We start from the raw sequence: 12,594 nt of genomic DNA on the forward strand, positions 1-12,594 counted from the left end.
GTCATCCCTCCTTCCGCGTGACGAACCGGTCCGGAGTGAGCGGTAGGTCACGCACCCGGATACCGGTGGCGTGGTGGGCGGCGTTCGCGATCGCGGCGGCCGCGCCGACGATGCCGATCTCGCCGATGCCGCGCGTGCCCATCGGGTTGGTGTGCGGGTCCGACTCCTCCAGCCAGACCGCCTCGATGTCGGCCACGTCGGCGTGGGCGGCGATGTGATATTCCGCGAAGTCGTGGTTGACGATGTGCCCGAAACGGGGGTCCATCACGCTGTGCTCGAACAGTGCCATCGACAGGCCCATCGTCATACCGCCGACCAGTTGGGAGCGGGCGGTGCGCGGGTTGATGATCCGCCCGACCGAGAAGACGCCCAGCATGCGCGGCACCCGCACCTCGCCGGTGTCCTGGTGCACGCGCACCTCGGCGAACTGTGCGCCGAAGGAGTGCGGCGCGAACTCTTCTGCCGCCGGGTTCTCCGGCGTCTCGGCCTCGGCGCTGGCACCCTCGGAGGGGCTGTCCCCGTGCTGGGCGCGAAACTCCTCGGCCGCTGCGACGATCGTCGAACCCCACGAGCTGATGCCGGACGAACCGCCCTCGACCGTGGCGGTCGGCAGGTCGGTGTCGCCAATCTCGAGCAGCACGTGCTCGGCCGGGCAGTGCAGCGCGTCGGCGGCGATCTGGGTCAGCGCGGTCCAGGTGCCGGTGCCGATGTCCGCGGCGCCGAGCTGGACGACATACGCGCCATCGGTGTGCCGGATCAGCACCCGGCTGCCCGGCATCGTGTTGGCCGGGTAGGTCGAGCTGGCGACGCCGGTACCGACCAGCCACTTGCCCTCCCGCCGGATCCCGGGGCGCGGATCACGGTCGGCCCAGCCGAATCGGTGGGCACCCTCGCGCAGGCAACCGGCCAAATCGCGGTGGGTGAACGGTTTGCCGGTGTCGGGGTCGGTGTCGGTGTCGTTGCGCAGCCGCACCTCGATCGGGTCGATGCCGCACGCCTCGGCCAACTCGTCCATGGCGACCTCGGGACCGAACATGCCCGGGCACTCACCGGGGGCGCGCATCCAGAAGGGGATCGGCACGTCCAGCCGGGCGTAGCGGTGCGTGGTGAGCCGGTTGGGTGCGGCATACATGGTGCGGCTGGGCAGCGCCGTCTGCTCGGTGAAGCCGACCACGGTGCTGGTCTGGCCGATCGCCTCGTGGCTGAGCGCGGTCAGCCGGCCGTCGGCGTCGGCGCCGAGGCGGATCGTGGAGATGGTCGCGGTCCGGTAACCGACCAGTTCGAACATCTGCCGCCTGGTGAGCGCCAGCTTCACCGGCCGGCCGGGCACCGCGTGTGCGGCGAGCGCGGCCAGCACCGCCGGCGAATGCGGTTTGCCCTTGGAGCCGAAACCGCCTCCGACGTATGGCGACACGACCCGCACCTGGGCTTCGTCCCGTCCGAAGAGCGGTGCGATGCAGGAGCGTACGACGTGGACGCCCTGCGTGGAGGTGTACAGCACCAGTCGCCCGCCGTCCCAGTGGGCGGTGGTGGTGTGCGGCTCCATCGGGTTGTTGTGCTCGGTCGGCGTGGTGTAGCGGTGCTCGACAGTGACCGCGGCCCGGGCGAGGGCGGCGTCCACGTCACCGTCACAGGTGTCGGTCTCGGCGTTGCCGTCCAGCTTCTCCGGGGCGATCAGGTCGTCCCGGTCCGGGTCGAGCAGGGCGTCGTGCGGCTGCTCGTCATACGTCACCCGCAGCAGGTCCGCCGCCTCCTGCGCGATCTCGGGGGAGATGGCGACCACCCCGCCGATCAGCTGACCGCGGAAGGCGATCTCGTCCGACTGCAGCACCAGCAGCTCGGGGTCGTCGATGTCGGTGAGCCGAAAAGCATTGTCAGAAGTAATGATTGCGAGCACACCGTCGACCTGCTCCGCGGCCGAGGTGTCGATGCCGGTGACGCGGCCCTTGGCGATGGTGGACTGCAGCGGGTGCAGGTAGACCGGCTGGTCGACGGGCTGGTCATAGGCGTATGGCGCGGTGCCGGTGACCTTCAGGCGTCCGTCGATGCGCTCGAGGGAGGTCCCGATGGACGATGTGGTCATCACTGTGCACCTCCCTCGGCGGACACCAGGTCGTGCAGGGTGCGCACCATCGTGTTGTGCAGCATCGGGACCTTGAAAGCGTTGCCTTCCAATGGATCTGCCTCCTGCAGTGCGGCATCGGCGGCTGCCCGGAAGGTGTCCTCACCGGCTCGGGCGCCGCGCAGCACGTCCTCGGCACGGCGCGCGCGCCAGGGCTTGTGGGCGACGCCGCCGCAGGCGATGCGCACGTCGTCGATGGTGCCGTCCTCGCGCAGGTCGAGCGCGGCAGCGACCGAGACCAGCGCGAATGCGAACGATGCCCGGTCGCGCACCTTCCGGTAGGTGGACCGCGCGGCGAAGCCGGTGGCCGGCAGGTCGACGGCGGTGACGAGTTCGCCGTGCTGCAGCACGGTATCCTGCTGGGGTGCGTCACCGGGCAGCCGGTGGAAGTCGTCGAGCGCGATGGTCCGCTCGCCGTCGGGGCCGTGCACGAGGACCGTCGCGTCGAGGCACAGCATCCCCACTGCCATGTCGGAGGGGTGTACGGCGATGCAGTGCGGCGACGCGCCGAAGATGGCCTGTTGGCGCTGGTAGCCCTCCAACGCCGAGCAACCAGAACCGGGTTCGCGTTTGTTGCACGGCGTGGTGACGTCCTGGAAGTAGACGCACCGGGTGCGCTGCAGCAGGTTGCCGGCGGTGGTCGCCAGGTTGCGCAACTGACCGGACGCTCCGGACAGCAGCGCGCGGGACAGGACCGGGAAGCGGCGTCGTACCCGCTCGTCCGCGGCCAAGTCGCTGTTGCGCACCGCGGCGCCGACCCGCAGGCCGCCGTCGGGCAGCTCCTCGATCGTGTCCAGCGGCAACCGGCTGACGTCGACCAGCAGCTCGGGCGCGGTGATGCCCAGGTGTAGGTGATCGACCAGGTTGGTGCCGCCGCCGAGGAACGTAGCGCGCGGGGCCTCGGCCACCGTCGCGATCGCGGTGTCGACGTCGTCGGCGCGGGTGTAGTCGAACGGCTTCATGCCCCGGCCGCCTGCCGGATCGCCGCGACGATGTTGACGTATGCCGCGCAGCGGCACAGGTTGCCGCTCATCCGCTCGCGGATCTCCTCCTCGTCGCAGGCGGGCCGGTCCGCAAGGTCCTCGGTCACGTAACTCGGCTGGCCGGACTGCAGTTCGTCCAGCATGCCGACGGCCGAACACACCTGTCCGGGTGTGCAGAAGCCGCACTGGAAGCCGTCCTGGTCCAGGAAGGCCTGCTGCATCGGGTGCAGCGTCCCGCCGTCCATGAGCCCCTGTGCCGTGACCACGTCGGCGCCGTCGTGGGCGACCGCCAGGGTCAGGCAGGAGGTCACGCGTCGGCCGTCGAGCAACACGGTGCAGGCACCGCACTGGCCACGGTCACAGCCCTTCTTGGGCGCCGTCACATCCAGGTGATCGCGCAGCGCGTCGAGCAGGCTGGTGCGTGTGTCCACGGTCACCGAATGCTGCTCGTCGTCGACGGTCAAGGTGATCGGACACTCCATCGGGACTCCTCACGTGGCGGAAAGCTCGTGAGAACCGCTACCCCGGCGCGGGCGGTGCAAAACACGTGTCAGGTGCGGCCCGTCGCGCCGAGCGGGAACCACAGCTCATACCGGCCGGCCGGCAGCACCGCCTGGGAGTACTCGACCGGCCGACCGGCGCGCACGGAACGGCGCACCAGCCGGATCACCGTGCTGTCCTTGGGGATCTGCAGGATGAGCGCCTCGTCCGGGTGGGGTGTGCCGGCGGTGACCGCCTCCTCCCCGGAGTCCGGCGCGATGCCCTGCTCGGCCATCCACTGGAAGGTGCTGGCGGGCGGGTCACCGTGCAGGAGGCTGCGTGCGAGACGCATCGGGAACCACGCCTTCTCCAGCGCCAATGGTCGGCCGTCGCCCAGCCGCAGACGGGAGATGTATGCCGCTCCGGCGCCGGCACGCAACCGCAGGTGTTGTCGTGCCTCCAGGGGTGGCTCCGGGTCGCGCCGCCGGTCCAGCGTGCGCGTCGTCGGATTGAGGTGTGCCTTGTCGAGTTGCGCTGCGAAGGAACCCAATTGGACCCGTAGCGCGATCGGGGCAGGTTGCACGAAGGTGCCCTTGCCGCGCATGGCTCGCAGTCGCCCCTCGCGGGTCAGCGTTGCGATCGCTTCGCGCACCGTCATCCGGGCGACACCCCAGCGTTCGGCCAGCGCACGTTCGGTCGGCAGTGCGGCGCCGCTGTCCAGGTCGTCGATCAGGTCGCGCAGGTGCCGCTCGACCGCCGCGCGCTTGCCGCCGTCGGCAGCCGCCGCGACCACCTCATGTGTCATTCGTCGACCGTAATCCAGGCACCCGCCGGGCTTGGCACTGCTCGGACCCGGACGTGGCGTGGTCAGGAGCAGTAGAGCAGCCCGTGCTGCTCCTTGAGGGTCAGCACCCGATGGATGGCGTGGTTGACCTGCCAGGCGAAGGTGGAGCTGGCACTGACGCGGGCCCGGATCGCGGCCAGCATGGCCGGCACCTCGCTCGGTGCGCCGGTGAGCGCGATGTCGCCGCCTGCCGCGATGAACTTCACGGCCCGGTCGCCGACCGGAAGGTGTTGCGCGGCAACGGCACTCAACGAGTCACTGACGACGACTCCGTGGAAGCCGAGGTTGCCGCGCAGGATCGTCGTGATGATCCGCGAGGAGAACGCGGCCTGGTTGGCCGCGTCGATCTTGGGATACCAGGCGAGCCCGACCATCACCATCCCGGCGCCGGCGCCGATGCCGGCCCGGAACGGCGTCAGATAGGAGTCGGTCGCCGTCGTCGTGTTGTCGGTGATGCCCGTGCTGGAGGTGTCGGTGTTGTTCGCGATGCGGCCGAGGCCGGGGAAGTGCTTGAGGGTGGCGATCTCGCCGCGCGAGTTGAGCCCGTGCACGATGTTGGTCACCGCACGCGACACGGTCGACGGCGTGTAGCCGTACTCCCGGTAGTAGTGGCCGATCGGCCCGTTCCGGGTGCCCAGCGACTGGGGCACCGTGTCGGTCACCGGCGCGAGATCGACGTTGACGCCGACGTCGCGCAGCTGCTGCCCGACGGTGGCGCCGGTGCTGGTCTGGTGCGACGACGACCAGGTGCCCTGGGTGAGCGCGGTCGGGAGCCTGCTGAATCCGGTGCCGGTCAGCTGCTGCACATAGCCGCCCTCCTGGTCGGCCGCGATCAGCATGGGCACTCCGTCGGTGGCGGTGGCCGTCGCCCGCCGCTGCAGCCCGTCCGAGGTCTTCCCGACGGTGCCGTTGCCGCTCCAGCCCCCGAGATAGACGACGTTGCCGACGTGGTAGCCGGAGACGAGTCCGTGCACCGTGGTCTGGCCGGAGGTGGTCATCCCCACCATGATCAGCTGGCCGAGGCGCTGCGGCACCGTCATCTGGTCGTAGGTCTTGGTCACGCAGGCCGACCCGGTCACGCCGAAGCTGAGCAGCGCCTTCCAGCTGAGCATGTCCACCACCCCGGTGGCGTCCAGGTGCCGCGAACTCTGGAAGCGCCTGACCGCGCTCAGCGTCGCGTTGCCGAAGACGCCGTCCGCGCCGGACGACCCTACCGAGTAGCCGTGCTGGATCAGCAGTTGCTGGACCAGTTTCACGCAGCTGCCGGTCATGCCCGAGTAGGTCACCGGGTGTGACGGGCAACTGGCCAGTGCCGCCGGGCGTATGCCGCCGGCGTGCGACGGCGGCGCGCCCGCGAGCGTCATACCGGCTGCCGCGACGGCGAACGTCGTGCCCAGCACCAGTGGGCGGCGTGTGCAGATCTTCATGACGTGACTCCTCCGGTGAGTGCTCCACCCAGAAGGACGTCCCAGCGCCACGTCAGGTTGTGGCCCGGCATGCAGGTGACACGCAGGCTCGCTTGCCACTGTGAAGTGGTGAAGGGTGTGTGGTGAGGCACCGCGATGTACCAACTCGCGGTGGGCCTTGCGGTCGGTGCGGCGCTGCTGATCGCGGTGGGCGCTGCGCTCCAGGCACGCACCGCGGTCGGCGTCCGGGACGCGGCGGACAGCCGAATCCGCTTCCTGCTCGGCCTCATCCGGCAGCCCGGCTGGCTCGCCGGTGCCGTCGCCGGGGTGTGCGGCGCGGGGGTGCACGTGGTCGCGCTCAGCCTCGGCCCGGTCAGCGCGATCCAGCCTGTCGGGACCGTGGGGCTGATCTTCGCCGTCGGCGCACGATCGGCGCTGGACCGCACCCGGCCCAGCGTGCGGGCGATGACCGGTGCCGGCGTCGTCATCGTCGGACTCGCCGCCTTCCTGGTCGTGCTCCCGGCCGGGGAGGGCAGCACCCAACTGCCGGCCCGTGAGGCGATCGGTATGGCGGTCATCGCGCTCGGCATCGCCGGCGGCTCGCTGGCCCTGCCGCGCGCCCGGGTCGGTGTCGACGTGCGTGCCGCCGCCGTGGCGGCCGGTGCCGGCGCGTCGTTCGGCGTCGCGGCTGCGGTGATCGGCGTCATCGGCCGCCGGTCGGCGCGCGACGTCGAGGCGGTGCTGGACTGGCCCACCGTGGTGGCGGTCGTGCTGCTGGTGGCCGGTGGCGTCGCACAGCAATATGCCTATGGGCTGGCCAGATTCGCCGAGGTGTATGCCGTGGTGCTGGTGGCCGACCCGTTCACCGCGGCCTTCACCGGCGTGGTCGTGCTGGGCGACCCCATCCCGGCCGAGCCGCTCCAGCTGGCCTGGCTCGCGCTCGCGGCCGCGCTCACCACGGCCGGCGTCGTCGTTCTGTCACGGGACCACCCGGGTCACACGCGGAACGCGCGGGTCGCGTGATGCGCATCCTGCTGGCGACCGACACCTACCCGCCCGATGTCAGCGGCAGCGCCGTCTTCGTCCGCCGGCTGGCCCGCGGCCTGGCCGGGCTCGGTCACGACGTGCACGTCGTCTGCTCGTCGGACAATGGACCGACCAAGCTGGTCGTCGACGACGCGGGCGTGCGGGTCCACCGCCTCTCCTCGCTGCCGTTGCTGATCCGGCCGCCGCTGCGCTTCGCCAACCCCTTGGGCACCCGGCGCCGGCTGGCCGAATTGATCGCCGACCTCCGCCCGGACGTGCTGCATGCGCAGGACCACTTCACCATCGGCAGGGCGGCGATCCGCGCCGCCGCCGATCGTGGCATTCCGGTCGTCGCGACGAACCACTTCATGCCGGAGAACCTCACGCCATACGTCCCGGCGCCCTGCCGGCCGCTGCTGACCCGCGCCGCGTGGGCCGACTTCCGGCGGGTCTACCGGTGCGCCGACCGGCTCACGGCACCCACCCCGACCGCTGCCGCGCTGGTCCGGCGGCACGGTCTGCCGCAGCCGGTCGAGCCGATCTCCTGCGGTGTCGACGTCGACACGTTCCACCCGCGCGCGGTCGCCGGCGTGGCCCGCCGGGCCATCGGCGTCCCCGACGCACCGACCATCGGGTATGTCGGAAGGCTCGACGCCGACAAGCATCTCGCCGAACCGATCCGGGCGCTGTCCCGTCTCGACGCCGGCCTGCCCGCGCAACTGGTGCTCGCCGGTTGCGGCGCGCGCCGGCGGGCCCTGGAGAAGGTCGCCGTCGACGCCGGCGTCGCGGACCGGGTGCATTTCCTCGGCTTCGTGCCCGATGAGGTCCTGCCGGAGGTGTATGCCGCCTTCGACGTCTTCTGCCTGCCCGGCATCGCCGAACTGCAGAGCATCGCCACCCTGGAGGCGCTGGCGACCGGATTGCCGGTCGTGCTGGCCGATGCCGTCGCGCTGCCGCATCTGGTGGAGCAGGGTGCCAACGGGCTGCTCTACCGGCCGGGGCACATCGACGAGCTGGCCAGAGCGTTCACCACCTTGCTGACCTGCGACCGGCGCGCGATGGGGGCGGTCAGTCGCCGGATCGCCGAGCGGCACGCCGCCGGCCGCACGGTGGCCAGGTTCGAGCAGATCTACCGGCGGCTGCTGCCCACCGCGGTTCAGCCGAGCGCACGATGAATGCCGTGACGTCGGGGACCGTGCCGCCGCGCCATACCGATCATCGTCTCCTGCAACGCGTCGTCGGTGTCGTGCACCGAGCCGAGCATCCGGTAGCAGTGCGCATGGAGCTCGGCCCGGTGGCGTTCCACCAGGAGCGCGAAATCGGTTGCGTGGCGGCCGGATTCAGTCAGTGTTTTGCACCACCATCAGGGTGTGCCCGCTGGGGTCGCGGAACCAGAACATCGGCGGCACGGGGTCGCCCATCCGGGACACCTCGGCGTCCACGTCGACGCCGGCCGCGAGCATGTCGGCGTGCGCGGCGTCGATGTCACCGGTGGTGAGGGTGATCCCGGTCTGCGCCGGCTCGACGGTGGAACCCTCCGGTGGCGGGGCGAGCGCGATGCCCGTCGACCCTTCCGGCGGATACATCTCGATCCACCGGTAGCCGCCGCCGAAGGGGGTGTCGGTGCGCTTCTCGAAACCGATCGACTCGTAGAACGTCACGGCCTCGTCCTGCTTCGGTGTCGTCAGGCAGACGAGGCTGATGCCGCGCAGTGCGGTGTTCGCGGTGGGCATGGGGACCTCCTTGTGCAGAAACATGCTGGCACCACCTGCGGCTCCTGTCACCGGCACAACCCATCGAAGCGCCCCGGCGACTTCGGCTGCGATGCTCGGCATCACCACCGTCTGTGGCAGGCTGGAACGTCACTGTGAAAGGGGCCCCGTCCCCCGCGACCCCGCCGGTGACGGACCACGAAGGAGCAGGAGCCGAGGGCCGATGAAGCATCTGAATGACGACCCGCTGGTGATGTTCGCCGAGATCACCCGGCACCTGGCCAGTCAACCCACCGAGCAGGCGGTGCTGGACCAGGTCGTGGCGCTGGCCCTCGAGGTCCTGCCCGGCTGCGACGACGCCGGGATCATGCTGCTCACGGACAAGCGGGACGTCGAGACCGCCGCAGCGTCCGGGCAACGGGTCAAGGACTCCGACGCCGCCCAGGCACGCGTCGGTGAGGGCCCGTGCTTCGACGCGGCGGTGGACCTGCACGACACCAATCAGTCGTTCCGGTGCCGGGACACCAGCACGGAGACGCGCTGGCCCGCCTATCTGCCGACGGCTCGGGCCCTGGGCGTGGGCAGCATGCTGGGATTCCAGCTGTTCCACCACGAGCGGACGTTCGGCGCGTTGGACCTCTACAGCGACCGGCCGGGTGCGTTCGATGCCGACACCGAGCGTCTCGGCTGGGTGCTCGCCTCGCATGCCGCCGTCGCGTTGATCGCCGCCCGGACCGACGCACAGATGCACGGCGCGCTGGAGAACTCGCGGATGATCGGTCAGGCGATCGGGATGATCCGCGAGCGGTATGCGATGCCCGAGGACCAGGCCCTCGCCGTGCTCCGGCGACTGTCCCAGGACAGCAACCGGAAACTCAAGGACGTCGCCGAGGTCCTCGTGTCCACCGGCCAGCTGCCGGACGCCACGGGCTGAGCCGACCGGCCCGGGGCGTGCCGATGTCTGCCCTGGGGAGACTTTGGTACGGGTGCCGGGTCGGGGGTGTGCCGATGTCTGCCCTGGGGAGACCTTTGGTACGGCGTCGGCCGGCATACCTGGTCGTTTCTCGCCCCTGGGGAGGGTTTGGTAGGGGGGTCGGGGTCGGGGGTGTGCCGATGTCTGCCCTGGGGAGACTTTGGTACGGGTGCCGGGTCGGGGGTGTGCCGATGTCTGCCCTGGGGAGACTTTGGTACGGCGCCGGCGCCGCCCCCGCCCGCGCGCCCCTGCGCCGCCCCTGCCTCGGGGACGGTCGGGATGGCTCACCGGTCGACCGGGTACGGGCGACCCGTGAGTGTTGTGACGTGGGACCTGGTCAGCGAGGAACAGCTGGGCGGTGTCGTCAATGCCGCCGTGCGGATCGTCGAGGCCGCCGGGGCGGCGGTCATCTTCATCGGCGCGGTCATCGCGGCCGTCAAATTCGTGCGGGCCCTGGTCGCGCACAGTCCGGACGCCTTCGTGCCGGTGCGCCTGTCGCTGGGTCGCTTCCTGGCGCTCGGACTGGAGTTCCAGCTCGCGTCGGACGTGCTGCGCACTGCGGTGGCGCCCAGTTTCGAAGAGCTCGGCAAGCTGGCCGCGGTCGCTGCCATCCGTACGGCGCTGAACTTCTTCCTCAGCCGCGAGATCGAGGAGGAGCGCCGGGTCGTGGAGGACGGCGCCGCGCACGGCCCGTCGGACGCCGCCGCGCACGGCCCATCGGACGCCGCCGGCGACCGATCGCAACCGCTGCCGGGGCCATGACGGCTCTGATCGGCGGCCTCGTCCCCCTGGTCACCGCGTTCGCGCTGCTGTGCGCGTTCGCGGTGCTGGTCGTGACCCGCAGCGTGCGTACGGCGCTGCCGGTACTGCTGGACCTGCTGTTGGTCGCCGGCTTGCTGCGACTGAGCGCGACGAGCTCATGGGCCGCCATCGGCACCGCCGCCGCGGTCGTGGCGGTCCGCAAGGTCGCCGGATTCGGGCTGGCAGCCGGCCACCCCGGCCACCGCAGTCACGCCGCAACGCGTTAGGCGGGCAGAACCGCTGGGTAGAAACCCGGTCCGCAGCGCACGAGCCGCCCAGCCGGACGACAGCCGCACGACAGTCGAACGGCAGTCGAAAGGCAACAGCACCAAGGCGATCCCGGGCGTCGGACCGATTCCGAAGGGACGAGTCACATGAGCCAACCAACGACACCGATGTCGGCGGGCGATCAGTCGCCGGGTTCCACCGGCGATTCGGCGCAGGAGAAGGCAACTCACGTCGCGTCGACCGCGAAGGAGTCCGGAGCACGGACCGCGCAGACCGCCGCGGGCGAGGCCCAGCACGTCGCGGCCGAGACCAAGGAGCAGGCCCGCGACCTCGCGCAGGAGGCGATGAGCTAATTGCGTGAACAGGCCGGCGCACAGCAGGAGAAGGTGGTCAGCGGGCTCCGCGAGCTGGTCGAGGAACTGCGCGCGATGGCAGACGGCGGCGGGAAGAACGGCCTGGCCACCGAGGCGGCCCATCAGGGCGCCGACCGGGCGAAGCAGGCGGCGGACTGGCTCGAGCACCACGAGCCGGGCGACCTGCTCGACGAGGTGCGCCGGTTCGGCCGCCGACGCCCCGGCGCCTTCCTGGCCGGCGCCGCCCTCGCCGGCGTGCTCGCCGGACGCCTCACCCGCGGTATGACGGCCGACCAGCACGCCGGGTCCCACCGGTCCGCCGGGTCGGACGGCTCGGCCGGCTCGGCCGGCCGGCCGTTGTCTCCCGGCCCCGCGGCCAGTCCACCGGCGCACGAGGAGCTGCCGCCCGGGCCCGCCCAGGCGGCGGACGGCACCGGGGAGTACTTGCCGGCCCAGGGCGGTCAGCCGGCCTCCGGTGGTGGCGCCTACCCGCTGCCCGGCACGCCCGAGAACCCGGTGACGGGGCCGTCATGAGTTCCTACGGCAGCAACGCGTATGGCGACAACTGGTCGCCCGACACCTCGGCCGGAGCCCATCCGGCGGGACCGGGCAGTGAGCAGGGCGTCGCGGCCGGTTCGGAATCACACGAGCGTGGTTCGACCGAATCGCTCGGCGAACTGGTCGGCGACATCAGCCGTGACCTGTCGACCCTGATGCGCCAGGAGGTGGAGCTGGCCAAGGCAGAGTTGAAGGCCGAAGCCACCAAGGCCGGCAAGGGCGCGGGCATGCTCGCCGGTGCCGGCTTCGCCGGCTACATGGTGCTGCTCTTCGCCTCCATCGCGCTGTGGTGGGCACTGGCCAACGTGATGGATCAGGGCTGGGCGGCGCTCATCGTCGCAGGCGTGTGGGCCGTGATCGCCGCCGTTCTCGCGGTGACCGGCCGCAGCAGGTTGCGCACCGTGCACCCGGTGCCGGAACGCACCATCGACACCATCCAAGAGGTACCCGATGCCCTCAAGGGCCAGGACGGGAGAACGCCATGAGTGACAACACTCCGGAGCAGATCAAGCAGCAGATCGAGCACACGCGGGCCGATCTGAGCGACAACGTGAACGCGCTCGGCGACAAGGTGAGCCCGAGCCACATGATGGGCCGCCAGATGGACCGTGCCCGGGACACCGCGACGGGGCTGAAGGAGCGGGTCATGGGCAGTGCCGGCGACATGGCCGACAGCGGTGCCGACACGGCCCGTTCGGCGCAGAGCCAGATGCGCCGCAAGGCGAAGGGCAACCCGCTGGCGGCCGGCCTGATCGCCTTCGGTGCCGGGTGGCTCTTGTCGTCGGTGCTGCCGGCCAGCGAGCCGGAGCAGCAGGCAGCCGCCCAGCTGAAGGACAAGGCCAGTGACGTCGCGCAGCCGATGATGGAGCAGGCCAAGCAGGCCGGCCAGGAGATGGCCGACAACCTCAAACAGCCCGCCCAGGAGGCCGCCGAACACGTCCGCGCCACGGCGCAGGACGCCGCCGGCAACGTCTCGGATCAGGCCCGGCACGCCGCTGGTGACGTCAAGGAGGACGCACAGCAGCAGACGCAGTGACACCGCGGTGAGCACGGGTCCACAGAAGCGGGCGCCCCGCGCCGGCGGGGCCGCCGCGGCCGGCAGGGTGGT

General features: G+C 71.1%; 16 protein-coding genes. 9 read left to right on the plus strand and 7 right to left on the minus strand.

The genetic code is table 11. The features are described from left to right. Position 1 precedes the first annotated feature (1 nt). From ACTHL4_RS13785 to ACTHL4_RS13805, 5 genes are all read right to left on the minus strand, one after another. Positions 2-2,083: a xanthine dehydrogenase family protein molybdopterin-binding subunit gene (locus ACTHL4_RS13785; RefSeq protein WP_440283340.1), complete on the minus strand. Its 2,082-nt coding sequence runs from the start codon at positions 2,081-2,083 to the stop codon at positions 2-4. Next, positions 2,083-3,084 carry an FAD binding domain-containing protein gene (locus ACTHL4_RS13790; protein ID WP_440283341.1) on the minus strand — a complete coding sequence of 334 codons (1,002 nt, stop codon included), beginning with the start codon at positions 3,082-3,084 and terminating at the stop codon, positions 2,083-2,085. Before ACTHL4_RS13790 ends, ACTHL4_RS13785 begins: the two co-directional genes overlap by 1 nt. Next, positions 3,081-3,587, minus strand: a complete 507-nt coding sequence (locus ACTHL4_RS13795) for a 2Fe-2S iron-sulfur cluster-binding protein (RefSeq protein WP_440283342.1) — start codon at positions 3,585-3,587, stop codon at positions 3,081-3,083. Before ACTHL4_RS13795 ends, ACTHL4_RS13790 begins: the two co-directional genes overlap by 4 nt. A gap of 68 nt (positions 3,588-3,655) precedes the next feature. Then, positions 3,656-4,390, minus strand: a complete 735-nt coding sequence (locus ACTHL4_RS13800; protein ID WP_440283343.1) for a GntR family transcriptional regulator — start codon at positions 4,388-4,390, stop codon at positions 3,656-3,658. Between the two features lie 62 nt (positions 4,391-4,452). Next, on the minus strand, positions 4,453-5,856 hold the full coding sequence (locus tag ACTHL4_RS13805; RefSeq protein ID WP_440283344.1) for a glycoside hydrolase family 3 N-terminal domain-containing protein: 1,404 nt from the start codon (positions 5,854-5,856) through the stop codon (positions 4,453-4,455). A 135-nt stretch (positions 5,857-5,991) separates the two neighbouring features. Here ACTHL4_RS13805 and ACTHL4_RS13810 point away from each other — a divergent pair, with 135 nt between their 5' ends. Next, positions 5,992-6,858 carry a DMT family transporter gene (locus tag ACTHL4_RS13810; protein WP_440283345.1) on the plus strand — a complete coding sequence of 289 codons (867 nt, stop codon included), beginning with the start codon at positions 5,992-5,994 and terminating at the stop codon, positions 6,856-6,858. Beyond that, positions 6,858-8,036: a glycosyltransferase gene (locus ACTHL4_RS13815; protein WP_440283355.1), complete on the plus strand. Its 1,179-nt coding sequence runs from the start codon at positions 6,858-6,860 to the stop codon at positions 8,034-8,036. The genes ACTHL4_RS13810 and ACTHL4_RS13815 overlap by 1 nt, the downstream gene beginning before the upstream one ends. Here ACTHL4_RS13815 and ACTHL4_RS13820 read toward each other — a convergent pair. Together ACTHL4_RS13820 and ACTHL4_RS13825 are read right to left on the minus strand one after the other, a co-directional pair. Further along, the gene (locus tag ACTHL4_RS13820; protein WP_440283346.1) at positions 8,018-8,167 is read right to left on the minus strand and encodes a sigma factor; all 150 of its coding nucleotides are present in this window, start codon (positions 8,165-8,167) and stop codon (positions 8,018-8,020) included. The two genes, ACTHL4_RS13815 and ACTHL4_RS13820, sit on opposite strands and share 19 nt — an antisense overlap. Before the next feature lie 34 nt (positions 8,168-8,201). Further along, positions 8,202-8,594, minus strand: coding sequence for a VOC family protein (locus ACTHL4_RS13825; RefSeq protein WP_440283347.1), 393 nt, complete (start codon positions 8,592-8,594; stop codon positions 8,202-8,204). A 202-nt stretch (positions 8,595-8,796) separates the two neighbouring features. On the opposite strand from ACTHL4_RS13825, the gene ACTHL4_RS13830 reads away from it, so the two are divergent. From ACTHL4_RS13830 to ACTHL4_RS13860, 7 genes are all read left to right on the plus strand, one after another. Beyond that, a complete protein-coding gene (locus tag ACTHL4_RS13830; protein ID WP_440283348.1) occupies positions 8,797-9,507 on the plus strand; it encodes a GAF and ANTAR domain-containing protein in 711 nt (236 codons plus the stop codon). A 351-nt stretch (positions 9,508-9,858) separates the two neighbouring features. After that, positions 9,859-10,308, plus strand: coding sequence for a DUF1622 domain-containing protein (locus ACTHL4_RS13835; RefSeq protein ID WP_440283349.1), 450 nt, complete (start codon positions 9,859-9,861; stop codon positions 10,306-10,308). Then, positions 10,305-10,574: a hypothetical protein gene (locus tag ACTHL4_RS13840; RefSeq protein WP_440283350.1), complete on the plus strand. Its 270-nt coding sequence runs from the start codon at positions 10,305-10,307 to the stop codon at positions 10,572-10,574. Before ACTHL4_RS13835 ends, ACTHL4_RS13840 begins: the two co-directional genes overlap by 4 nt. Positions 10,575-10,721: 147 nt before the next feature. Next, on the plus strand, positions 10,722-10,928 hold the full coding sequence (locus ACTHL4_RS13845; protein ID WP_440283351.1) for a hypothetical protein: 207 nt from the start codon (positions 10,722-10,724) through the stop codon (positions 10,926-10,928). Further along, positions 10,929-11,462, plus strand: a complete 534-nt coding sequence (locus ACTHL4_RS13850) for a hypothetical protein (protein ID WP_440283352.1) — start codon at positions 10,929-10,931, stop codon at positions 11,460-11,462. Next, the gene (locus ACTHL4_RS13855) at positions 11,459-11,971 is read left to right on the plus strand and encodes a phage holin family protein (RefSeq protein ID WP_440283353.1); all 513 of its coding nucleotides are present in this window, start codon (positions 11,459-11,461) and stop codon (positions 11,969-11,971) included. Before ACTHL4_RS13850 ends, ACTHL4_RS13855 begins: the two co-directional genes overlap by 4 nt. Further along, positions 11,968-12,522 (plus strand): DUF3618 domain-containing protein, encoded by a 555-nt coding sequence (locus tag ACTHL4_RS13860; protein WP_440283354.1) that lies wholly within the window; start codon positions 11,968-11,970, stop codon positions 12,520-12,522. The genes ACTHL4_RS13855 and ACTHL4_RS13860 overlap by 4 nt, the downstream gene beginning before the upstream one ends. The last annotated feature ends 72 nt before the right edge of the window (positions 12,523-12,594 follow it).

This window comes from Flexivirga sp., assembly GCF_051955415.1.
Lineage (GTDB): Bacteria > Actinomycetota > Actinomycetes > Actinomycetales > Dermatophilaceae > Flexivirga.

Excerpts from the sequence above, each read along its gene's own strand:
- ACTHL4_RS13800 (WP_440283343.1), bottom strand. The coding sequence starts at position 4,390 with ATGACACATGAGGTGGTCGCGGCGGCTGCCGACGGCGGCAAGCGCGCG.
- ACTHL4_RS13805 (WP_440283344.1), bottom strand. The coding sequence starts at position 5,856 with ATGAAGATCTGCACACGCCGCCCACTGGTGCTGGGCACGACGTTCGCC.
- ACTHL4_RS13790 (WP_440283341.1), bottom strand. The coding sequence starts at position 3,084 with ATGAAGCCGTTCGACTACACCCGCGCCGACGACGTCGACACCGCGATC.
- ACTHL4_RS13860 (WP_440283354.1), top strand. The coding sequence starts at position 11,968 with ATGAGTGACAACACTCCGGAGCAGATCAAGCAGCAGATCGAGCACACG.
- ACTHL4_RS13785 (WP_440283340.1), bottom strand. The coding sequence starts at position 2,083 with ATGACCACATCGTCCATCGGGACCTCCCTCGAGCGCATCGACGGACGC.
- ACTHL4_RS13855 (WP_440283353.1), top strand. The coding sequence starts at position 11,459 with ATGAGTTCCTACGGCAGCAACGCGTATGGCGACAACTGGTCGCCCGAC.
- ACTHL4_RS13825 (WP_440283347.1), bottom strand. The coding sequence starts at position 8,594 with ATGCCCACCGCGAACACCGCACTGCGCGGCATCAGCCTCGTCTGCCTG.
- ACTHL4_RS13845 (WP_440283351.1), top strand. The coding sequence starts at position 10,722 with ATGAGCCAACCAACGACACCGATGTCGGCGGGCGATCAGTCGCCGGGT.
- ACTHL4_RS13840 (WP_440283350.1), top strand. The coding sequence starts at position 10,305 with ATGACGGCTCTGATCGGCGGCCTCGTCCCCCTGGTCACCGCGTTCGCG.
- ACTHL4_RS13830 (WP_440283348.1), top strand. The coding sequence starts at position 8,797 with ATGAAGCATCTGAATGACGACCCGCTGGTGATGTTCGCCGAGATCACC.
- ACTHL4_RS13815 (WP_440283355.1), top strand. The coding sequence starts at position 6,858 with ATGCGCATCCTGCTGGCGACCGACACCTACCCGCCCGATGTCAGCGGC.
- ACTHL4_RS13810 (WP_440283345.1), top strand. The coding sequence starts at position 5,992 with ATGTACCAACTCGCGGTGGGCCTTGCGGTCGGTGCGGCGCTGCTGATC.
- ACTHL4_RS13795 (WP_440283342.1), bottom strand. The coding sequence starts at position 3,587 with ATGGAGTGTCCGATCACCTTGACCGTCGACGACGAGCAGCATTCGGTG.